Source organism: Micromonospora sp. NPDC048040, from assembly GCF_055587185.1.
The window spans coordinates 155,791-175,330 of the sequence record NZ_JBVJGT010000008.1 but is presented as its reverse complement, the minus strand read 5'-3'; the positions used below and the strand labels follow the sequence as shown (position 1 = coordinate 175,330).

Annotated in this window: 19 protein-coding genes; 13 read left to right on the top strand and 6 right to left on the bottom strand. The window is 75.8% G+C overall.

Annotation, left to right across the window (positions count from 1 at the left end):
- Positions 1–2 precede the first annotated feature (2 nt).
- Complete coding sequence (locus ACZ6O2_RS12065; protein WP_466022834.1) at positions 3–2,831, bottom strand: FtsX-like permease family protein; 2,829 nt, start codon at positions 2,829–2,831, stop codon at positions 3–5.
- Between the two features lie 98 nt (positions 2,832–2,929).
- Here ACZ6O2_RS12065 and ACZ6O2_RS12060 point away from each other — a divergent pair, with 98 nt between their 5' ends.
- The gene (locus tag ACZ6O2_RS12060; protein ID WP_466022833.1) at positions 2,930–3,535 is read left to right on the top strand and encodes a PadR family transcriptional regulator; all 606 of its coding nucleotides are present in this window, start codon (positions 2,930–2,932) and stop codon (positions 3,533–3,535) included.
- Between the two features lie 20 nt (positions 3,536–3,555).
- Here the strand turns inward: ACZ6O2_RS12060 and ACZ6O2_RS12055 are convergent, their stop codons facing one another.
- The 3 genes from ACZ6O2_RS12055 to ACZ6O2_RS12045 all read right to left on the bottom strand — a co-directional run bounded on the left by ACZ6O2_RS12055 (position 3,556) and on the right by ACZ6O2_RS12045 (position 6,011).
- Positions 3,556–4,752: a pyridoxal phosphate-dependent aminotransferase gene (locus ACZ6O2_RS12055; protein WP_466022832.1), complete on the bottom strand. Its 1,197-nt coding sequence runs from the start codon at positions 4,750–4,752 to the stop codon at positions 3,556–3,558.
- Positions 4,753–4,783: 31 nt separating this feature from the next.
- The gene (locus ACZ6O2_RS12050) at positions 4,784–5,296 is read right to left on the bottom strand and encodes an MmpS family transport accessory protein (protein WP_350704098.1); all 513 of its coding nucleotides are present in this window, start codon (positions 5,294–5,296) and stop codon (positions 4,784–4,786) included.
- A 259-nt stretch (positions 5,297–5,555) separates the two neighbouring features.
- Positions 5,556–6,011, bottom strand: coding sequence for an MmpS family transport accessory protein (locus ACZ6O2_RS12045; protein ID WP_466022831.1), 456 nt, complete (start codon positions 6,009–6,011; stop codon positions 5,556–5,558).
- Positions 6,012–6,229: 218 nt separating this feature from the next.
- Here ACZ6O2_RS12045 and glmS point away from each other — a divergent pair, with 218 nt between their 5' ends.
- Positions 6,230–8,143: a glutamine--fructose-6-phosphate transaminase (isomerizing) gene (glmS, locus tag ACZ6O2_RS12040; RefSeq protein ID WP_350704094.1), complete on the top strand. Its 1,914-nt coding sequence runs from the start codon at positions 6,230–6,232 to the stop codon at positions 8,141–8,143.
- A 166-nt stretch (positions 8,144–8,309) separates the two neighbouring features.
- On the opposite strand, the gene ACZ6O2_RS12035 is transcribed toward glmS, so the two are convergent.
- Both ACZ6O2_RS12035 and ACZ6O2_RS12030 read right to left on the bottom strand, forming a co-directional pair.
- On the bottom strand, positions 8,310–9,893 hold the full coding sequence (locus ACZ6O2_RS12035; protein WP_466022830.1) for an alpha/beta hydrolase: 1,584 nt from the start codon (positions 9,891–9,893) through the stop codon (positions 8,310–8,312).
- 185 nt (positions 9,894–10,078) lie between these two features.
- Positions 10,079–10,375 (bottom strand): hypothetical protein, encoded by a 297-nt coding sequence (locus ACZ6O2_RS12030; RefSeq protein WP_466022829.1) that lies wholly within the window; start codon positions 10,373–10,375, stop codon positions 10,079–10,081.
- A gap of 175 nt (positions 10,376–10,550) precedes the next feature.
- Here ACZ6O2_RS12030 and ACZ6O2_RS12025 point away from each other — a divergent pair, with 175 nt between their 5' ends.
- The 11 genes from ACZ6O2_RS12025 (at position 10,551) to ACZ6O2_RS11975 (ending at position 19,418) form a co-directional block, all read left to right on the top strand.
- A complete protein-coding gene (locus tag ACZ6O2_RS12025; RefSeq protein WP_350704088.1) occupies positions 10,551–10,919 on the top strand; it encodes a holo-ACP synthase in 369 nt (122 codons plus the stop codon).
- A 50-nt stretch (positions 10,920–10,969) separates the two neighbouring features.
- On the top strand, positions 10,970–12,439 hold the full coding sequence (locus ACZ6O2_RS12020) for an NAD(P)H-hydrate dehydratase (protein ID WP_350704086.1): 1,470 nt from the start codon (positions 10,970–10,972) through the stop codon (positions 12,437–12,439).
- Between the two features lie 96 nt (positions 12,440–12,535).
- On the top strand, positions 12,536–13,654 hold the full coding sequence (alr, locus tag ACZ6O2_RS12015; protein ID WP_466022828.1) for an alanine racemase: 1,119 nt from the start codon (positions 12,536–12,538) through the stop codon (positions 13,652–13,654).
- Complete coding sequence (locus ACZ6O2_RS12010) at positions 13,651–14,742, top strand: alpha/beta fold hydrolase (RefSeq protein WP_350704082.1); 1,092 nt, start codon at positions 13,651–13,653, stop codon at positions 14,740–14,742. Before alr ends, ACZ6O2_RS12010 begins: the two co-directional genes overlap by 4 nt.
- The gene (tsaE, locus tag ACZ6O2_RS12005) at positions 14,739–15,221 is read left to right on the top strand and encodes a tRNA (adenosine(37)-N6)-threonylcarbamoyltransferase complex ATPase subunit type 1 TsaE (protein WP_466022827.1); all 483 of its coding nucleotides are present in this window, start codon (positions 14,739–14,741) and stop codon (positions 15,219–15,221) included. Before ACZ6O2_RS12010 ends, tsaE begins: the two co-directional genes overlap by 4 nt.
- Before the next feature lie 60 nt (positions 15,222–15,281).
- Positions 15,282–15,983, top strand: a complete 702-nt coding sequence (gene ung, locus ACZ6O2_RS12000; protein WP_350704078.1) for a uracil-DNA glycosylase — start codon at positions 15,282–15,284, stop codon at positions 15,981–15,983.
- Between the two features lie 86 nt (positions 15,984–16,069).
- Positions 16,070–16,921 (top strand): maleylpyruvate isomerase family mycothiol-dependent enzyme, encoded by an 852-nt coding sequence (locus ACZ6O2_RS11995; protein ID WP_350704076.1) that lies wholly within the window; start codon positions 16,070–16,072, stop codon positions 16,919–16,921.
- Between the two features lie 46 nt (positions 16,922–16,967).
- The gene (gene tsaB, locus ACZ6O2_RS11990) at positions 16,968–17,645 is read left to right on the top strand and encodes a tRNA (adenosine(37)-N6)-threonylcarbamoyltransferase complex dimerization subunit type 1 TsaB (RefSeq protein ID WP_357455348.1); all 678 of its coding nucleotides are present in this window, start codon (positions 16,968–16,970) and stop codon (positions 17,643–17,645) included.
- Complete coding sequence (gene rimI, locus ACZ6O2_RS11985) at positions 17,642–18,106, top strand: ribosomal protein S18-alanine N-acetyltransferase (RefSeq protein ID WP_350704073.1); 465 nt, start codon at positions 17,642–17,644, stop codon at positions 18,104–18,106. The genes tsaB and rimI overlap by 4 nt, the downstream gene beginning before the upstream one ends.
- Positions 18,099–19,145 (top strand): tRNA (adenosine(37)-N6)-threonylcarbamoyltransferase complex transferase subunit TsaD, encoded by a 1,047-nt coding sequence (gene tsaD, locus ACZ6O2_RS11980; RefSeq protein ID WP_466022826.1) that lies wholly within the window; start codon positions 18,099–18,101, stop codon positions 19,143–19,145. Before rimI ends, tsaD begins: the two co-directional genes overlap by 8 nt.
- Before the next feature lie 18 nt (positions 19,146–19,163).
- A complete protein-coding gene (locus tag ACZ6O2_RS11975) occupies positions 19,164–19,418 on the top strand; it encodes a hypothetical protein (protein ID WP_350704069.1) in 255 nt (84 codons plus the stop codon).
- Positions 19,419–19,540 lie beyond the last annotated feature (122 nt).

Genomic DNA, 19,540 nt, shown 5'->3' with positions numbered 1-19,540 from the left:
CGTCACTCCTCCGCGAGCAGTCGTGCGGTCGGCAGCCGGCGCAGCAGCGCGGCCGGGACCAGGGCGGCCATCGAGGTGACCAGGACACCGGCCACCGCCACCAGCGCGGCGACCGTGACCAACGCGCCGGGCAGGGCGCCGACCAGCCAGGCCGCCCCGGCCAGCCCGAGGCCGGCACCGGTGACCGCGCCGAGCAGTCCGAGGGCCAGCCCCTCGTACCCGATCAGGCGGCCCAGCGCGGCGTCGCTCCAGCCGACCGCGCGCAGGGTGGCCAGTTCGGCGGCCCGGTCCCGGATGTTCAGGTAGAGCACGTCGGCGACCGCGGCGGCGCCGAGCAGCACCGTCGCGACGGCGGCCATGGTGTCCGCGCCGCGCACGCTCAGCGACACCGTGTCGCCGAGCAGGCTGCCGACGATGGCGCCGCGGAACGCGTACCCGGCGGCGGCGACCAGGGTCAGCGCGGCCACCCCGATGGCCAGGGCGCCGGCCCCGAGCAGGGTGCGGCCGGGCGTGCGGGCCAGGTTGGCCAGGGCCAGGCCGGCCAGGGTGCGCGGCCGGCGCACCCAGCGCGCCGTCGCCACCGCCGGGCGCAGCGCGGCGGCCGGGTGGGCACGCGCGGCCCGCAGGGCCGGCGTCAGGCCCGCGACCAGTGCCAGCAGCAGCGCCACCGGTACGGCCAGCGCCGCCCGCCGCCACCCCACGTCGATGCCGAGCGCGGCCCCGAGCGGGATCGCCAGCGCCAGCGAGAGCAGCCCGGCCGCCAGCCCGAGGGCGGCGACCTCGCCGAGGATCAGCGCGCCGATCCGCCGGGCCGGCCAGCCCAGGCAGGCGAGCACCGCCAGTTCGGACCGCCGGTCCCGGACGGCGGCGGCGACCGCGTTGCCGAGGAAGAGCGCGCAGACCACCAGCACCAGCACGAAGAGCGCGACGCTCTTTCGGTCCACCGCCTTCGTGATCACCGAGGCGACCCCGAGTGCCGACCAGTTCTCGGTCAGCCGCAGCGCCGGCCGGCCGAACGACCCGGCGGGCAGCTCCACGGCCTGCGGGGTGGGGGACGAGCCGAGCGTGATGTCGACGTCGAGCCCGGTGACCTGGGCGATCCGCTCGGCGACCAGCCGGACCTGTTCGGCGGCGCGTTCGTTGTAGCCGCCCACGTCGGCGACCCGGACCCGGATCGCGCTGATCGGGGCCTTCGCCTGTGGACTGCCGCCGCCCGCCAGCAGCGCCGGCACGCTGTCCAGGTTGGTCAGCAGCAGCGGCGGGGCGGAGAAGTGGCCGGCGGGGTTGCCGCCCGGCTCCAGCGGACGACCGCCCAGGGCGTCCCGGCTGCGGGCGTCCGCGCCCTGCGCCGACGGCGGCTCGTACGTCTCCAGCGGCACCCGCCCGAGGTCGCTGAAGCCGGTCAGCTTCTCCGGGTCGAAGACCCCCACGGCCCGCCAGCCCCGGTACAGTTCGCCCGGCGCGCCCTTCTTCAGCGGGAGCTTGCGCAGCGACCGCGCCCCCGTGTCCTCGGCGAGCCAGGGGCGCGGGAAGGGGTTGAAGGTGAACTGATCGCCGTACACCTCCGGATCGGCCGCCGGGAGCGCACCGACCCGCAGCGTGCCGTCGGGCAGCCGGTCGTACCGCGTCGGCCCCGCCTGGACCATCGCCTGGAGCTGGCCGAAACAGCAGCCGGCCGGGGAGAGGCCCGCGGCGAGCCGGGTGCGCCAGCCGGCGGCCACGTCGTGCCGGGCTTCGCCGGCGGGCAGCTCGGGGCCGCGCCGCAGGGCGCGCTCCAGCGCGTCGAGTTCGACGCCGGCCGGTCGGGCCGCGGGCAGCCGTGTGAAGCTGGCGCGCAGCTCCTCGTCGACGAAGGGGGTGCTGGTCGCGAGCACCGGCACGTTGAGCATCTCCGCCGAGCCGGTCCGCTTGACGGTCGTGGTGTCGTCCGGGCCCAGCGCCCGCCCGTCGACCACTGCCCCGCCCAGGCCGACGAGACGGTCCTCGGCGGCCGGGTCCACGGCGGCGAGCAGGAGCGGCACCGTCAGGCTGACCGCGATCCGCAGCCGGTCCGAGGTGGACGAGGGGCCCGTACCGCCGTCGGGGAAGACGCCCCGGCCGGCCTCGAACCGGCCGTCGGGGAGCAGCCGCACGGCCACCAGCGACCACGCCTCGCGTTCCGAGTACGCGCCGGGGCTGCCCAGGGCGTACCGGGGGTCGCAGACGGGCCGGGTGCGGCCGTCGGGCAGCACCTCGCGCGGCGAGGGGCCGCACACGTCGGCCCACGGATAGCTGCGTCCGTCGGTGTACGGCGTGGAGTCGCTGGAGTGGGACACGTCCGTGCGGGGGTAGATCAACGGGTGGGTGGTGACGTACACGTAGCGGGACCGGCCCGGCGCGCCGGAGAGGCCGCGTTCGGCGACGAAGCGGGGATCGATGCGGATGACCTGCCGGTCGAGCGACCGGTCCACCGCCCCGGTCAGGTCCAGCGGGGTCGGCACGGGGGCGGTGGAGTAGCCGAGCATGGCGATGGGGGCGGCGACGTCCACCCCGGTGACCGCCTTCACCTGCTCGTACTGTGCCATCGTGATGCCGCCGAAGAGGCCGGAGAGGTAGTTGGGCTGGACCAGCCGGCGTTCGGCCTCCAGCGGGGTGCGCGCGCCCTTCGGGCGGACCAGGATGTCGTAGGCGGCCTCGGTGTTCCGTTCGACGGCGCCGGTGACGGCGAGTCGTGAGGTGGTGGTGGCGCCGGTCAGGACGACGAAACCGGTGGTCGCCACCAGCACGCCGACCAGCAGCGCCACCGACCGTCCCGCACGGCCGCGAAGCTGCTTCCAGACGATGTTGAGCATGTCGCGCCTCCCCGTGTGCTGAACACACTGTGCGCGATACATTGTGACAATGCAAGGCCCATCGGGGTGGGCCAGCCCGGATCGGATCGGAGAAGACGGTGGCGATACAGCACGCGGTCCTGGCCCTGCTCGCCGGCGGCCCCAGCTACGGCTACGAGCTGAAGGGCGCCTTCGAGGAGGCGGTCGGCCCGCAGTGGGGCCCGCTCAACATCGGGCACCTCTACCAGATTCTCGACCGGCTCTCCCGGGACGGCCTGGTGGTGGCCGAACGGCATCCGCAGCCGGTCAAGCCCGACCGGGTGGTCTACGAGATCACCCCGGACGGTCACGCCGAGCTGGACCGCTGGCTCGCCGAGCCCAGCCCGCGCAGCGGCGGGTTCCGGGACGACTTCTTCCTCAAGGTGACCGCCGCGGCCCGGTCCGGCGACCCGGCCACCGTGCGGACGGTGCTCGGCAACCAACGCGGTCACCTGATGCGGGAGCTGCGCAACCTCGACGGGCTGCGCCGCCGGGCCGACGACCCGGTGGTCGGCCTGCTGCTCTCGGCGGCGAGTCGGCACGTCGAGGCCGACCTGGCCTTCGTCGACGACGCCGAGGGGGTGCTGCTCGCCGACGGCGGCGCGGTGGTCGCCAGGCTTCGGGCGTCCCGCTCGGAGGGGACGCCGGCGGAGCGGGGGAGCGGCCCGACCCGCGCCGCCGGCTGACGATCAGGCGCAGGCGCCGGTCACCGCGTGTCGGTGAGCCGGCGCAGCCGGGTGACGGCCTCGGTCAGGACCTCCGGGCGCTTGCAGAAGGCGAAGCGGACCAGCCGGCGACCGGCCTCGGCGTCGTCGTAGAAGACCTGGGTCGGGACGGCGACCACCCCGCACCGCTCGGGCAGGGACCGGCAGAACTCCACGCCGTCGCGCCCGCCCAGCGCGGTGACGTCGGCGGTGACGAAGTACGTCCCCTCCGGCGCCAGCACCTCGAACCCGGCGTCGGTCAGCCCGCCGACGAGCTGGTCCCGGCGGGCCTGCATGCCGTCCCGGAAGCCCGTGAAGTAGTCGTCCGGCAGGGCCAGCGCCACCGCGACCGCCGGCTGCAACGGCGCGGCGTTGACGAAGGTGAGGAACTGCTTCACCCGCAGCACCGCCGAGACCAGCGCCGCCGGCCCGCTCACCCAGCCGACCTTCCAGCCCGTGCAGGAGAACGTCTTGCCGGCCGAGGAGATGCGCAGCGTCCGCTCGCGCATGCCGGGCAGGGTCGCCAGCGGCACGTGACCGGCGGCGGCGTCGGTGAAGACGAGGTGCTCGTACACCTCGTCGGTCACCGCGTACGCGCCGTGCTCCCGGCACAGCTCGGCGACCAGGGCCAGCTCGTCGGGGGTGAACACCTTGCCGGTCGGGTTGTGCGGCGAGTTCAGCAGCACCAGCCGGGTGCGCGGGCCGAACGCGGCGCGCAGGGCCGCCGGGTCGAAGGCGTACCGGCCGTCGGCGGCGGGACGCAGCGTGACCGGGCGCCGGACCGCGCCGGCCAGCGCGATCGAGGCGGCGTACGAGTCGTAGTACGGCTCGAAGCAGACCACCTCGTCGCCCGGCTCGCAGAGCCCGAGGACCGCCGCCGCGATCGCCTCGGTGGCGCCCGCCGTCACCACGATCTCGCCGTCCGGGTCGTACTCCAGCCCCCAGAACCGGCGCTGGTGCGCGGCCACCGCCGCGCGCAACGCCGGGACGCCCGGCCCCGGCGGGTACTGGTTCTGCCCGGTGCGCAGCGCCTCGGCCGCGGCGGCGAGCATCTCCGCCGGCCCGTCGGTGTCCGGGAAGCCCTGGCCGAGGTTGACCGCGCCGGTGCGCACGGCCAGGGCGGACATCTCGGCGAAGACGGTCGTCCCGAACGCGCGCATCCGCGCCACCAGCGGGTCGACATCGGCGGTGGTCGTCACGCCCGCCAGCCTACGGACTCCCGGCCCGGGTTCAACCCGTCGTCCCCTTGTTGCAGGTGACCTGCCACCGGCCGCCGTCCGCGGCTACGGCCCGGCCGTCGACGGTGATGCGGCAGCCGATCGTGCTGTTCCGGTCGGGGCCGGTGGCCAGCACCATCACCCGCTCGGCGTCGTGTGCGCGCAACCGCATCCGCCAGGGCAGGGTGACTCCTTCGGTCTGGACGAAGTCACCGTTGGCGTCGTAGTACTCCACGTCGGCTGGCCCGCGGCCGGTCACCTCGTAGACGACGGTGACCGTGCCCGGCCCGTCGGAGGGCGTCCGTGCCGGTGCGACAGTCCGTGCCGGCACGGCCGGCGGAGTCGTCGGGGCCGGCTCCGCCGTCGGCCACCCGCCGCCTGCCGGTTGCTGGTACGGGCGGGGCAGGTGGGCGAGCGGGCGGTCCGGGTCGCCCCCGTCGGCGGTGCTGACAAGGCGGTCGGCGAGGCCGAGACAGGCGCAGATGCCGAAGACGACGACCGCGCCGGCGGCGACGCGGAGGTCCACCGTGGGAGGGCGTTTGCCCGGCGCGCGCGGGCCGGAGGGGGCCGCATCGGGTGCGGGCGGGCCTGCCGGCGGGGTCGGCTCGGGCGACGGCGTGGCGTGGGACATGGCTGTGCTCCGGGAAGGAGGGCGGGGCGGCCGCGAAGGGGTCCAGGGCGGTCGCCGGTCGATCACGCTGCGGACCGGCGGCTCACTCTAGACGGGCAGGCGTCGATCCGATGCCGGTTGCCGGTCGGTCCGCACGGCGCGGACGGGTACGGCCTCACGGGGCGCAGGTCAGTCGCCACGCGCCGGCGGTAATGGTGTCCTCGGCCGGTGGGCGCCCGGTCACCGAGGCCCGGCAACTGAACTGTCCTCGGTAGTCCAGCACCTGCGACGCGATCAGCATCACCCGCGCCTGACCGTCCGCCGTGAACGAGTGGCGCCACGGGAGTCCCTGACGCTCCAACTGGTGGAGAGTGCCGGCGGCGTCGAAGTACTCGATGTCCGCCGGACCGGTTCCGAACACCTCGTACACGACGGTCACCGGGCCGCTCGGCGTCGGTGAGGGCTCGGCCGAGGTGGCGGCCGGCTGCGGGACGGCCTCCTGCTCCGCTCCGCTGGAGAGCGTGCAACCCGTCGTCGTGAGCAGGCCGCAGGCGAGCAGCGCGGCGACCCGCATCCGCCGGCGTCGTCGGGGGTCGGCGGGTCGGGCAGCGGCGGAACGGGGCGTGGACATGCGGCTGCCTCTCCTCCGGGAAACGGGCGCGCGGCCGTCAGGGTGCCGTACGCGGCCGACGCGGGCAAGCCACTTCCCGTGCGGGTTTCGCCCCCGGCGTACGGGGGTGGCTGTTTGTCCTCCCGGGTCCCGCCCGTTACCCGATCGCTCAAATTCAGTGATCGTTTACCCGGCTTTCGCGCACACGCGATGAGCGGAACTGGGTTAGGCTGCGGGACATGTGTGGAATCGTGGGTTACGCCGGCGCGCGCCCGGCGCTCGGAATCGTGCTCGACGGACTGCGGCGGCTGGAGTACCGCGGCTACGACTCGGCCGGCGTCGCCATCGTCTGCGACGGCGAGCTGCTGACCGAGAAGAAGGCCGGCAAGCTGGCCAACCTGGAGAAGGTGCTCTCCGAGCGGGCCGCCGAGGACCCGACGTCCTGCGCGGCCAGCCCCATCGGCATCGGGGACGGCACCACCGGCATCGGGCACACCCGGTGGGCCACCCACGGCGGCCCGACCGACCGCAACGCCCACCCGCACCTCGCCCCCGACGGCCGCGTCGCCGTGATCCACAACGGCATCATCGAGAACTTCGCGAAGCTCCGCGCCGAGCTGGAGGCCGACGGCGTCCAGTTCAGCAGCGACACCGACACCGAGTGCGCGGCGCACCTGCTCTCCGCCGCACTGGCCGACCTGCGCGCCGCCGGCCACCCCGAGGGCCCGCAGCTGCTCGCCGCCGGCATGCGGGTGGTCTGCCAGCGCCTGGAGGGCGCGTTCACCCTGCTCGCCGTCGACGCTGCGGTGCCCGGCGCCGTCGTCGGCGCCCGCCGCAACTCGCCGCTGGTCGTCGGCCGGGGCGACGGGGAGAACTACCTCGCCAGCGACGTGGCCGCGTTCATCGAGCACACCCGGGACGCGGTGGAGCTGGGCCAGGACCAGATCGTCCTCATCACCGGCGACACCATCGAGATCACCGACTTCTCGGGCCAGCCTGCCAGCGGCAAGGACTTCCACATCGACTGGGACTCCTCGGCCGCGGAGAAGGGCGGCTACGACTGGTTCATGCTCAAGGAGATCGAGGAGCAGCCCCAGGCCATCGCCGACACCCTGCTCGGCCGGCTCACCGACACCGGCGAGATCATGCTCGACGAGGTCCGCCTCAGCGACCAGGACCTGCGCGACGTCGACAAGATCTTCATCGTCGCCTGCGGCACCGCCTACCACTCCGGCCTGGTCGCCAAGTACGCCATCGAGCACTGGACCCGGATCCCCTGCGAGGTGGAGCTGGCCAGCGAGTTCCGCTACCGCGACCCGGTTCTCGACCGGTCCACGCTGATCGTCGTGATCTCGCAGTCCGGCGAGACGATGGACACGCTGATGGCGCTGCGGCACGCCAAGGAGCAGAAGGCCCGCGTCCTGGCCATCTGCAACACCAACGGCTCCACCATTCCCCGCGAGTCCGACGCCGTCCTCTACACCCACGGCGGCCCCGAGATCGCCGTCGCCTCGACCAAGGCGTTCCTGACCCAGCTCGTCGCGTGCTACCTGATCGGCCTGCACCTGGCCCAGGTGCGGGGGATCAAGTTCGCCGACGAGGTGGCCGCCGTCGTCGAGCAGCTCCACCGGATGCCGGGCAAGCTGCGCGAGCTGCTGGACCGCATCGAGCCGGTCCGTGAGCTGGCCCGCGACCTCAAGACCGAGCCGACCGTGCTGTTCATCGGCCGGCACGTCGGCTACCCGGTGGCCCTGGAAGGCGCGCTCAAGCTCAAGGAGCTGGCGTACATGCACGCCGAGGGCTTCGCCGCCGGCGAGCTGAAGCACGGCCCGATCGCCCTGATCGACAAGGGCACCCCGGTGATCTGCATCGTGCCGTCGCCTGTCGGCCGGGGCATGCTGCACGACAAGGTGGTCTCCAACATCCAGGAGGTGCGGGCGCGCGGCGCCCGGACCATCGTGATCGCGGAGGAGGGCGACGAGGCGGTCGTCCGCTACGCCGACCACCTGATCTACGTGCCGCGTACGCCGACACTGCTCGCGCCGCTGGTCACCACCGTGCCGTTGCAGGTCCTCGCCGCCGAGATCGCCGCCGCCAGGGGGCACGACGTGGACCAGCCCCGCAACCTGGCCAAGTCGGTGACGGTCGAGTGACGCCGGCCGGCGGCGGGGCGCCCACCGCGCCGCCGGCCGATCCCGGGACCCCTGGGGACCCGCTGCCCGTCCGGGGCCGTTCGTCGCCGAGGTCTCAGGTGTCGTCGCCACGCTCAACGTCTGGGTGGGCGGCGGGCGGGTCGTCCGCGAGTGCGAACAGGTCGCGTCAGCGGCCGAGCACCACGCGGGCCATGCCGTCCAGCGCCGGGTTGTCGGCCGCCCAGTAGCCGCTGTGCCCGTGCCGGCCGCTGGGGAAGGTGCGCCCGCCGAAGCCCGGGTGGGCCGGGTCCTGGCCGAACCACAGCTCGCGTTCCGGCCCGCCGGCCAGCCGGGCGGCCCCACCGAGCGGCGACGCGGCGAGCAGAGCCTGCCGGGCCAGCTCGTCCGGCGGCCGGGCGAGCCGGATCACGTCGTCCGGCGCGGTGCTCGCCCAGACCTGCCCGGGTGGCAGGCCCAGCTCGGCGGCGTGCGCGACCCCCACCCCGGGCGAGCCGACGAAGACCAGCGCGTCGGCGTCCAGCCCGTGGTCGCGGGCGGCCGTGCCGACCACCAGCGAGCCGTAGCTGTGGCCCAGCACGGTCTGCCGGCCCGACGGCCCGTCGTGGGTCGCCCGCAGCCCCTCCTGGAACCGGTGCAGCGCCGGGCCCGCGTCCCGGGCCTGCCCCGGCCAGGCCGCCTCGTGCAGGAAGTCGGGGGCGTCGTAGTCCAGCCAGAGCACCGCGGCGGTCTCCTCCTCCGGCGCGATGTCGGCGCAGCGGGACAGCACCCGCGCCGCCCGGCCCAGCTCGCCGGGCGCGTCGTGCAGGCCGGCGGTCATCCCCGGCACGTACGTCAGCGTCCGCGCCGCCCGGTCCGGGTTGCCCAGCGCCACGACCGCGCGGCCCTCGCCGGCGGTGTCCAGCCCCAGCAGGTACGCCCGGGGCGCCTCGCCGGCGGCCAGGCGCCCGGTCAGCGCGTCCAGCCCCGCCAGTGCCCGCTCGACCCGCAGCAGCCCGGCCAGCTCGACCGGCCCGCGCGGCACCCGCTCCAGCAGGCGGCGCCGCGCGGCGACCAACTCCTCCCGCCGCGCCCCGAGCAGCAGGCGGTTGGCCTGGTCGCGGGCGGCCACCGGCACCCCGTCGAGGCGCCCGACGAGCGCCGCCTCGTGCGCCACCAGCCACCGCCGCTGGGCGGGGGTGAGCCCGGCCCACCACGCCCGCACCGCGGCCGGGGTGGCGCCGGGCGGGGGCCGTCCGGGCGGCGGCGGGGCGACCCACGTCGACCGGGCGGCGGCGGACAGGGCGTCCAGTCGGCCGGCCGCCTCCCGGTCGGCCGCCCCGGCCAGCGCCAGCGCCTCCCGGATCGCCGCGCCCACCCCGGCCGCGACCTGCCCCGACCGTGGGGAGGCCGGCGCGCGGGCGGGATCGGCGGCGACCCGCCCCTGCCGGTCGACCAGCAGCCCGGCGCCGTCCGCGCGCGTCACCGCGGCGGCGAGCCGGGCCTTCGCCGCCCCCAGCCGACCGGCGAACTCGGCCAGCGCCTGATCGGCCTCGATCAGGGCGGGGGAGACCGTGGTCAGCTCGGTGCGCAGCGCCGCGAGCCGGGCGTCGGCGGCCCCGCCAGCGCCGCCCGACCAGTCGGCGCGCAGCGCCGCCGCCCCGGCGGACAACTCGTCGGCCCGGCGCCCGACCCGGTCGGTCAACCCCCGCCAGGCCGCCCCGGCGGCCCGCCAGGCATCCGGGTCGACCGCCCAGAGCTGCCGGTATCCCACGGCCGGCGCCCGCTCGGCGGGGTGTGCCGGCCGCCCGGACGGCCCGGCTCGGCCCGGTGCCCGCTCGGCGGGGTGCGCCGGCCGCCCGGCGGGGCCCGCTTGGCTCGCCGCGGGTGGTGCCGGCGCAGCTCCGGCCACCAGTGGTGCCGACCCGGTATTGCCCGCTGCCGGTCGTGCCGGCGCGGTCACCGGGCGAGGGCGGCGAGCCGGCCGGCCGCCCGGTCGTCCACGGACTCGTACGCCTCGGCCGCGGCCCGCACCGCACCGGCCGTCGCGGCCACCTGGGCGCCGAGCGCGCCGAACCAGGAGTGCACCGCCGACTCCAGCCCGGGCAGCGCCGCCCCGGCCGCCCACTCCGGGGTCGGCACCACCAGCCCGGTAACCCCGGCCAGCCCGTGCCCCAGCCGGTACGCGTCGTCGTCGAGCGCGCTCGCCGCCCGGCGCAGCGCGTCGGGTCGTACGGTGATCGGCTCCTCGGTCATCCTCGGCCCCCGTGCCTCGCGGAACATCGACGACCGGAACGCTAGGCGGCGTCCACACCCCCGCAGGCGCCCTGTGGACGACGGCCCCGGCGGGCGGACACCCGTCGTCCACAGGTGTTGCCCGGCCCCGAGCCGGCGGCTAATGTGCGGCCGCCCACGCCGGTAGGGTGAGCCCGTGATCGTCGCTGTCGGCATCGACGTCGTCCTGGTCGAGCGGTTCGCCCGGGCCCTGGCGCGGACGCCGCTGCTCGCCGACCGGCTCTTCACGGAGGCCGAGCGCTACACCAGCTCCGGCAACCCGCGTTCGCCGGAGTCGCTGGCCGCCCGGTTCGCCGCCAAGGAGGCGGTCGCCAAGGCGCTCGGCGCGCCGGCCGGGCTGAGCTGGCACGACTGCGAGATCGTGCCGGACCCGGACGGCCGCCCCTGGCTGACCGTCTCCGGCACGGTCGCGGCGGCGGCCACCGAGCGCGGGGTCAACCGCTGGCATCTCTCGTTGTCCCACGACGGTGGGATCGCCTCGGCCATGGTGGTCGCGGAACGGTGATCGGAGCGCGCCGACCTGGCGCGCCGGGAAGCTCGGACGGGGGCGGTGGCGTGAGACCGGTGTGGCGGGTCGCGGACGTACGCGCGGCGGAGGCGGGGCTGACGGCCGCCCTTCCGCCCGGGACGCTGATGAAGCGGGCCGCCGCCGGGCTGGCCCGCCGCTGCGCGCTGCTGCTCGCCGACCGGGGCGGGGTCTACGCCGCCCGGGTGCTGCTGCTGGTCGGCTCCGGCGACAACGGCGGCGACACGCTCCTGGCCGGCGCGCACCTGGCCCGTCGCGGCGCGGCCGTGTCGGCGCTGCTGCTCAGCCCCGGCCGGGCGCACGCCGAGGGGCTGGCCGCGCTGCGGGCCGCCGGCGGGCGGATCGTGGATCGGCCGCCGGCGACGGTCGACATGGTGCTGGACGGCATCGTCGGGATCGGCGGGCGGGGCGGGCTCCGGGACACCGCCGACCAGCTCGCCGCCAGCCTGGTGCGGCACTGCGGGCGCGACGGCGCCCCCGCCACCGTGGTCGCGGTGGACGTGCCCAGCGGTGTCGCGGTCGACACCGGGGACGTGCCGCTGACCGCCACCGGGCGGCCGAGCGCCGTCCGCGCCGACGTGACGGTCGCGTTCGGCGCGCTGAAGCCCGCGCTGGTGGTGGGCCCGGCCGCCGCGCTCGCCGGTCAGGTGGAACTGGTCGACATCGGGCTGGAGCCGTGGCTGCGTGGCAGCCCCGCGCTGCGCGTGACCGAGTGGTCGGACGTCGTGGACTGGTGGCCCCGGCTCGGCCCGGCGTCGGAGAAGTACGCCCGGGGCGTGGTGGGTGTCGCCACCGGCTCGGCCACCTACCCCGGCGCGGCGGTGCTCTCGGTCGCCGGGGCGCTGGCCGGCCCGACCGGCATGGTCCGCTACGCCGGCTCCGCCCGGGCCGACGTGCTGCACCGGCACCCCTCGGTGATCGCGACCGACCGGGTCGCCGACGCGGGGCGGGTGCAGGCGTGGGTCTGCGGCTCCGGGCTGGGCACCGGCGAGGAGGCGGCCCGGGAACTGCGCGCGGTGCTCTCCGCCCCGGTGCCCGTGGTGCTCGACGCCGACGCGCTGACCCTGCTGGTCGACGGCTCGCTCGCCGACCGGCTGCGCAGGCGGGACGCCCCGATCGTGGTCACCCCGCACGACCGCGAGTTCACCCGGCTCTGCGGGGAGACGCCGGGCGCCGACCGGGTGGCGGCCACGCTGCGGCTGGCCGCCTGGATGAACGCCGTGGTGCTGCTCAAGGGCGACCGCACGGTGATCGGCACGCCGGACGGCCGGGCGTACGTCAATCCGACCGGCACGGCGGCGCTGGCCACCGGGGGCACCGGCGACGTGCTGGCCGGGCTGCTCGGCTCGCTGCTCGCGGCCGGGCTGGCGCCGGAGCGCGCGGCGGCCTCGGCCGCGTACCTGCACGGGCTGGCCGGTCGGGAGGCGGCCCGGGGCGGGCCGGTGACCGCGCCCGACGTGGCCGACGCCCTCCGCCCGGTCCTCGCCCGTCTCGGCTGACCGCAGCGGCTCCGGCGGCCTGGGCCGGGGAGATCAGCCCGCAGCGGCTCCGCCGGCCTGGGCCGGGGAGATCAGCGCGGAAAGTAGGCTGGGGGCATGTGGCAGGCCGAGGTGCGGGTGGATCTGGACGCGATCCGCGAGAACGTGAGCCGGCTGCGGGCCGGCACCGCCGCCGAGTTGATGGCGGTGGTCAAGGGCGACGGCTACGGCCACGGCATGGTCCCGGCCGCCCGCGCCGCGCTGGACGCCGGGGCGGACTGGCTGGGCGTCTGCACGCTGGACGAGGCGCTGACGCTGCGCCGGGCCGGGATCACCGTGCCGGTGCTGGCCTGGCTCCTCGCGCCCGGGCTGCCGCTGCACGAGGGGGTCGCCGCCGGGGTCGACCTCGGCGCCGCCAGCCTGCCCCAGCTCGACGAGATGGTCGAGGCGGGCCGCGCGGCCGGGCGACCGGCCCGGCTGCACCTCAAGATCGACACCGGGCTGTCCCGGGGCGGCGCGACCGTCGCCGACTGGCCGGCCCTGCTCGACGCCGCCGCCAAGGCGCAGGCCGACGGCCTGGTCGAGGTGGTCGGGGTGTGGAGCCACTTCGTCTACGCGGACTCGCCCGGCCACCCGACCATCGACCGCCAACTCGCCGTCTTCCACGAGGGCATCGGCATGGCCGAGCAGGCCGGCCTGCGGCCCCGCTACCGGCACCTGGCCAACTCCGCCGCCACGCTGACCCGACCGGACGCGCACTTCGACCTGGTCCGGCCCGGGCTCGCCATCTACGGGCTCTCCCCGGTGGCCGGCGAGAGCTACGGGCTGCGCCCGGCGATGACCGCCCGGGCCCGGGTGATGCTCGCCAAGCGCGTCCCCGCCGGCTCCGGCGTCTCGTACGGGCACACCTACACCACCGACCGGGAGGCGAACCTGGCCGTGGTGCCGCTCGGCTACGCCGACGGGGTGCCCCGGCACACCTCCAACAGCGGGCCGGTGCAGCTCGGCGGCCGGCGGCGGCGGATCTCGGGCCGGGTCTGCATGGACCAGTTCGTGCTCGACTGCGGCGACGACCCGGTGGCCGCCGGCGACGTGGTCACGCTCTTCGGCAGCGGCGCCGGCGGCGAGCCCACGGCCGACGACTGGGCCGAGGCGGCCGGCACCATCAACTACGAGATCGTCACCCGGTTCGGCAGCAGCCGGGTGCCCCGCGTCTACGACGGCGAGCGCCCGTGACGTCCCGTTCCCGGATTCCGCTGCCCCGCTCCGGGCACGCCCGGGCCGCCGTGGGCGCGCTGGCCGCCGTCGGGGTCGCCGCCGCCGGGCTCGCGGCCGGCGTCGCCACCGAACGCGCCCTGGTCCGCAAGCTCAAGTCCGACCCCACCGACCGGTACGCCGACGAGGTCTTCGGCGAGCAGCGGTACGACGAGGCGTTCCGGCTGGAGATGCCCGACGGCACCGACATCCACGTCGAGGTGGTCGAGCCGACCCGGCCGACGCCCGGCAACCCGACCGTGGTGCTGGTGCACGGCTTCTGCCTGGACATGGGCACCTTCCACTTCCAGCGCAAGGTGCTCGCCGAGCGGGGCGAGCACCGGATCGTCGCGTACGACCAGCCGGGGCACGGCCGGTCCGGGCGGCTGGAGACGGGCGAGTACGACCTCACCGCGCTCGGCCGGACGCTGCGCGAGGTGATCGACCGCGTCGCCCCGGAGGGGCCGCTGGTGCTCGTCGGCCACTCGATGGGCGGCATGACGATCATGGCCTTCGCCGAGCTGTTCCCGGAGCTGTTCGGCGACCGGGTCGTCGGCACCGTGCTGATGGCCACCTCGGGCGGCCTGCTCGCCGAGACCAAGCTGGTGGCGCCGGCGCTGCTCGGCCGGGTCGGCGCGCCCGTGCTCTACATGGTCGGCAACGTCACCCGCTACGGCGGCACGGTGATCGACCGCGCCCGCAAGTCCACCACCAACGTGGCCTGGCTGCTCACCCGCAGATACGGCTTCGGCACCCGCCACCCCAGCCCGGCCCTGGTGTCGTACGTCGAGACGATGAACTCGCGCACGTCCGCCGACACGGTGACGCGCTACCTGCGGACGCTGGCGACGCACTCCCGCTTCCCGGCGCTCGCCGCGCTGGCGGACACCCCCGTGCTGGTGGTCGTCGGCGACAAGGACATGATCACCCCGGTGACCCACTCGGAGGAGATCGTCCGGCGGCTGCCGCACGCCGAGTTCGTCAAGATCTCCGACAGCGGGCACGTGGTGATGCTGGAGCACGCCGACGAGGTCAACGCGGCACTGACGCGCTTCCTGGAGGAGCTGTGACGCATGTCGTCGAGCTGCCGACGGTCGACGACACCCACGGGTTCGGGCGGCGGCTGGCCGGGCTGCTGCGCGCCGGCGACCTGCTGCTGCTGACCGGGCCGCTGGGCGCCGGCAAGACCGCGTTGACCCAGGGCATCGGGGCCGGGCTCGGGGTGCTCGGCGACATCACCTCGCCCACCTTCGTGATCGCCCGGGTGCACCCACCGGATCCGGCCCGGGGCGGCACGGTGGCGCTGGTGCACGCCGACGCGTACCGGCTGGGCGACGCCGCCGATCCGCGCGCCGAGATCGACGACCTCGACCTGGACGCCTCGGTGGACGAGTCGGTGACCGTGGTCGAGTGGGGCGAGGGCCTGGTCGAGCAGCTGGTCGAGGCACACTTGCGGGTGCGCGTCGACCGGCGTGACGACGACACCCGGGTGGTCGAGCTGGAGCCGGTCGGCGGCGACTGGGCGCAGCGCCTCGCCGCCCTCGGGTGAGCGCTGTCGTACCGTCTGCCTAGAGTGCGCGGGACGGATTCGACAGGCGAAAGGTTGCCGATGCCCGACGACGCCCCCACCCTGGACCTGCTGGCGCTGCTGCCGGAGGACTGGCGTGCCGTGCTCACCCCGCACCTCGACCCGGCCCGCACCGCCGAGCTGGCCGCGTTCGTCGCCGGGGAATACGCGACCCGCACCGTCTTCCCGCCGGTCGACGACCTCTTCTCGGCCTACCGGCTCTGCGCGCCGGCCGACTGCCGGGTGCTGATCCTCGGGCAGGACCCGTATCACAAGGCGGGGCAGGCGCACGGGCTCAGCTTCAGCGTGCGGGAGGGCGTGAGCGTGCCGCCGTCGCTGCGCAACGTCTTCAAGGAGCTCGGCGAGGACGTCGGCGTGCCGAAGCCGCGCAGCGGCAACCTGAGCGGTTGGGCGGCGCAGGGCGTCCTGCTGCTCAACTCGGTGCTCACCGTCCGCGAGGCCACGCCCGGTTCGCACGCGAACCGCGGCTGGGAGGAGTTCACCGACGCCACCATCCGGGCGCTCGACGCGCTGGACTCCCGGGTGGTCTTCCTGCTCTGGGGCGGCTACGCGCGCAAGAAGGCCGCGCTGGTCACCAACCCGCAGCACGTGGTGCTGGAGGCCGGGCACCCCAGCCCGATGAACCCGCGCGGCTTCCTGGGCAGCCGGCCGTTCAGCGCGGCCAACAAGGCCCTCGCCGACGCGGGCCTGCCCACGGTCGACTGGGAGCGCTCGGCCGGCTGACGAAGTCCGCAAGCTGCGGGTCACCGGGCGGCGACCGTCCGCTGTAGCCTGTGCCTCCAGCGGTCGGCGAGCCGGGAGGCGGGCGGATGACGGCGACGGTCAGCGACGAACGGTGGCGGGTGGCGCGGACGGCGCTGGCGGAGCAGACAGACCGCTTCGTCGATCTGGTCCGCGCCGCCCCGCCGCAGGCCATGGCCACGGCCGACTGGTCGGTGGCGGACACGCTCGCCCACGTCGGCTCCATCGCGTGGCTGTACGTCTGCCTGGTGGATCCGGAACGCCCGCTCCCACCGGTGCCGGGCGTCGACACGCTGCTGTCCGGGACCACCGTCGACACGGTGGCGGACTTCAACGACGTGATGCTCGGCCACCTCACCGAGCGCGACCCGCAGCCCCTGCTCGACCGGTTGCAGGCCGACGTGAAGCAGTTCCTGGTCGCCTGCGAGGGGCGGCGCCCCGACGAGACGGTGCCGTGGCTCGCCGGGGCGCAGGTTCCCCTCGCCGGGCTCTGCGCCCACCTGGTCAACGAGGTGCTCATCCACGGGCACGACGTCGCCCGTGCCACCGGGCAGCCCTGGGAGATCCCCAGCCCGCACGCCGTGCTCTTCCTGGAGCTGTTCCTGGCCGGCGTGGTCCGACACGGCTACGGGCGGCTGATCGACGGCGGCTCGCCGCCGAGCGAGCGCCGCATCGTGGTCGAGTTCCGCTCGGCGTACGCGGCCCCGGTCCGGCTGCTGCTGCACCGGGGGGTGGTGTCGTTCGCCGAGCCGGACGCCCGGCCCGACGTGCGGATCGACCACGATCCCGCCACGCTCAGCCTGATGATGTTCGGCCGGATCAGCCGGGCCCGGGCGGTGCTCAGCGGCAAGGTGCGCATCAGCGGGCGGCGTCCCTGGCTGCTGCCGGCCTTCCAGCGCAAGTTCCGCACCCCGAGCTGACCCGCGTCGCCGGGGCTGCCGACCGGGGCGGCTAGGCTGGCTTACCGTGCTCGTACTGGTGGTGGACAGCTCGACGCCCGCGGTGACGGCGGCGCTGGTGGAGGTCACGGCGGACGGCGTCGCGACGCGGGCGTACCGCTGCACGGTCGACGCCCGCGCCCACGGCGAACTGCTCGCCCCACAGGTCGACGCGGTGCTCGCCGACGTCGACGCCCGCCCGGCCGACCTGGGCGCGATCGTCGCCGGGCTCGGCCCCGGCCCGTTCACCGGGCTCCGGGTGGGGCTGGTCACCGCCGCCACCATGGGCCAGGTGCTGGGCGTGCCGACGTACGGCGTCTGCTCGCTGGACGCCGTCGGCCACCCGGCGGCTGCCGGCGAGCCGGTGCTGGCGGCGAGCGACGCGCGCCGCCGGGAGATCTACTGGGCGGTCTACGACGGCGCGGGCCAGCGGATCGTCGGGCCGGAGGTGTCGGCCCCGGCGGTCGCCGCCGAGCGCGCCCGCGGCCTGGCCGTCACGGTCGCGGTCGGCGACGGCGCGCACCGGTACGCGGACACCCTCGGCCTGCCCGTGCGGGCCGAGCCGCGCTACCCGGACGCCGGCGTGCTGGCGACCCTGGCCGCCGAGCGGATCCGGGCCGGCGCCCCCGGTGAGGCGCTCACCCCGCTCTACCTGCGCCGGCCGGACGCCGTGGCGGCGACGGCCCGCAAGCCGGTCCTGCCATGACCGGGGTGCGCCTCCAACGGTTCCGGTGGTGGCACATCGACGAGGTGCTGCCGATCGAGGCGGACCTGTTCGGCGCCGAACAGTGGTCGGCGGCGATGTTCTGGAACGAGCTGGCCAACGGGCACTTCTACCTGGTCGCCACCGACGACGACGGCACCGTGCTGGGCTACGCCGGGCTCACCGCGGCCCCGCCCGACGAGGCGTGGGTGCAGAACATCGCGGTACGCCGGGACGCCCAGCGGCGCGGCATCGGCCGGCTGCTGCTGGAGGCGCTGCTCGCCGAGGCGGCCCGGCTCGGGTCCCGCAGCACCCTGCTGGAGGTCGCGGCGGACAACGCCCCGGCCCAACTGCTCTACGCGGCGTACGGCTTCGAGCCGATCGGCGTGCGGCGCGGCTACTACCAACCGAGCAACACCGACGCGCTGGTCATGCAGCGCACCCGGGAGGTGGGCGATGACTGACGAACCCCTGGTCCTCGGCATCGAGACGTCCTGCGACGAGACCGGCGTCGGCATCGTGCGCGGGCACACGCTGCTGGCCGACGCGCTCGCCTCCAGCGTCGAGCAGCACGCCCGGTTCGGCGGGGTGGTGCCCGAGGTGGCCAGCCGGGCGCACCTGGAGGCCATCGTGCCGACCATGGACCGGGCGCTGAAGGAGGCGGGGGTGACCCTCGCCGACATCGACGCGATCGCGGTCACCTCCGGCCCGGGGCTGGCCGGCGCGCTGCTGGTCGGGGTGGCCGCCGCCAAGGGCTACGCGCTCGCCGCCGAGAAGCCGGTCTACGGCGTCAACCACCTGGCCGCGCACGTCGCCGTGGACACCCTGGAGCACGGCCCGCTGCCCGAGCCGGCGATCGCCCTGCTGGTCTCCGGCGGGCACTCCTCCCTGCTGCTCGTCGACGACCTGGCCCGGGGCGTCACCCCGCTCGGCGCCACGATCGACGACGCGGCCGGCGAGGCGTTCGACAAGGTGGCCCGGCTGCTGGGCCTGCCGTTCCCCGGCGGGCCGTACATCGACCGGGAGGCCCGGGCCGGCGACCCGGCCGCCATCGGCTTCCCGCGCGGCCTGACCGCCGCCAAGGACCTCACCGCCCACCGCTACGACTTCTCCTTCTCGGGACTGAAGACGGCGGTGGCCCGCTGGGTCGAGGCGCGGCAGCGGGCGGGCGAGCCGGTGCCGGTCGCCGACGTGGCCGCGTCCTTCCAGGAGGCGGTCTGCGACGTGCTGGTGCGCAAGGCGCTGGACGCCTGCCGGGCCAACGGTGTCGAGACGCTGGTGATCGGCGGCGGCGTGGCGGCCAACTCGCGGCTGCGGGCGATGGCCGAGCACCGCGCCGCCAAGGACGGCATCCGGGTCCGGGTGCCCCGACCGAGGCTCTGCACGGACAACGGCGCGATGGTCGCCGCCCTCGGCTCGCACCTGGTCGCCTCGGGTGTCGCGCCGAGCCGGCTGGACCTGCCCGCCGACTCGGCCATGCCGCTGACCACCGTCAGCGTGTGAGACTCAGGGACGGATGACGTGATCGTGCGGATGTGGGAGGCGCGGGCCGAGCCGTACGGCGTCGCCGACCTGATCACCTGGGTCTGCGACACGGCGCTGCCGGAGTTCGAGCACGACCCGATGCACCTGTCCAGCGAGGTGTTCTCCTCCACGGACCATCGGGTGGTGGTCATCTCCAAGTGGCGCAGCAATCCCCGCCCGCTGCCGGAGCCGCCGGCGATGCTGCTCGCCCGCCCGCCGCACTCGTGGGACTTCACCCAGGTCGACCGCTGACCGGCGTGCCGCCGTTCGACGTGGGTCGCGGCGTGCCGCCGCCGTTCGGCGTGAGCCGGGGCGTGCCGCCGTTCGACGTGAGCCGGGGCACGTCGCGGCGGTAATTGGTTGGCGGCCCGGCC

What these genes read in the sequence shown, in the direction of transcription:
- alr (WP_466022828.1), top strand. Translation starts at nt 12,536, where the DNA reads ATGTGGCAGGCCGAGGTGCGGGTGGATCTGGACGCGATCCGCGAGAAC.
- glmS (WP_350704094.1), top strand. Translation starts at nt 6,230, where the DNA reads ATGTGTGGAATCGTGGGTTACGCCGGCGCGCGCCCGGCGCTCGGAATC.
- ung (WP_350704078.1), top strand. Translation starts at nt 15,282, where the DNA reads ATGCCCGACGACGCCCCCACCCTGGACCTGCTGGCGCTGCTGCCGGAG.
- ACZ6O2_RS12065 (WP_466022834.1), bottom strand. Translation starts at nt 2,831, where the DNA reads ATGCTCAACATCGTCTGGAAGCAGCTTCGCGGCCGTGCGGGACGGTCG.
- ACZ6O2_RS12045 (WP_466022831.1), bottom strand. Translation starts at nt 6,011, where the DNA reads ATGTCCACGCCCCGTTCCGCCGCTGCCCGACCCGCCGACCCCCGACGA.
- tsaD (WP_466022826.1), top strand. Translation starts at nt 18,099, where the DNA reads ATGACTGACGAACCCCTGGTCCTCGGCATCGAGACGTCCTGCGACGAG.
- ACZ6O2_RS11995 (WP_350704076.1), top strand. Translation starts at nt 16,070, where the DNA reads ATGACGGCGACGGTCAGCGACGAACGGTGGCGGGTGGCGCGGACGGCG.
- rimI (WP_350704073.1), top strand. Translation starts at nt 17,642, where the DNA reads ATGACCGGGGTGCGCCTCCAACGGTTCCGGTGGTGGCACATCGACGAG.
- ACZ6O2_RS12030 (WP_466022829.1), bottom strand. Translation starts at nt 10,375, where the DNA reads ATGACCGAGGAGCCGATCACCGTACGACCCGACGCGCTGCGCCGGGCG.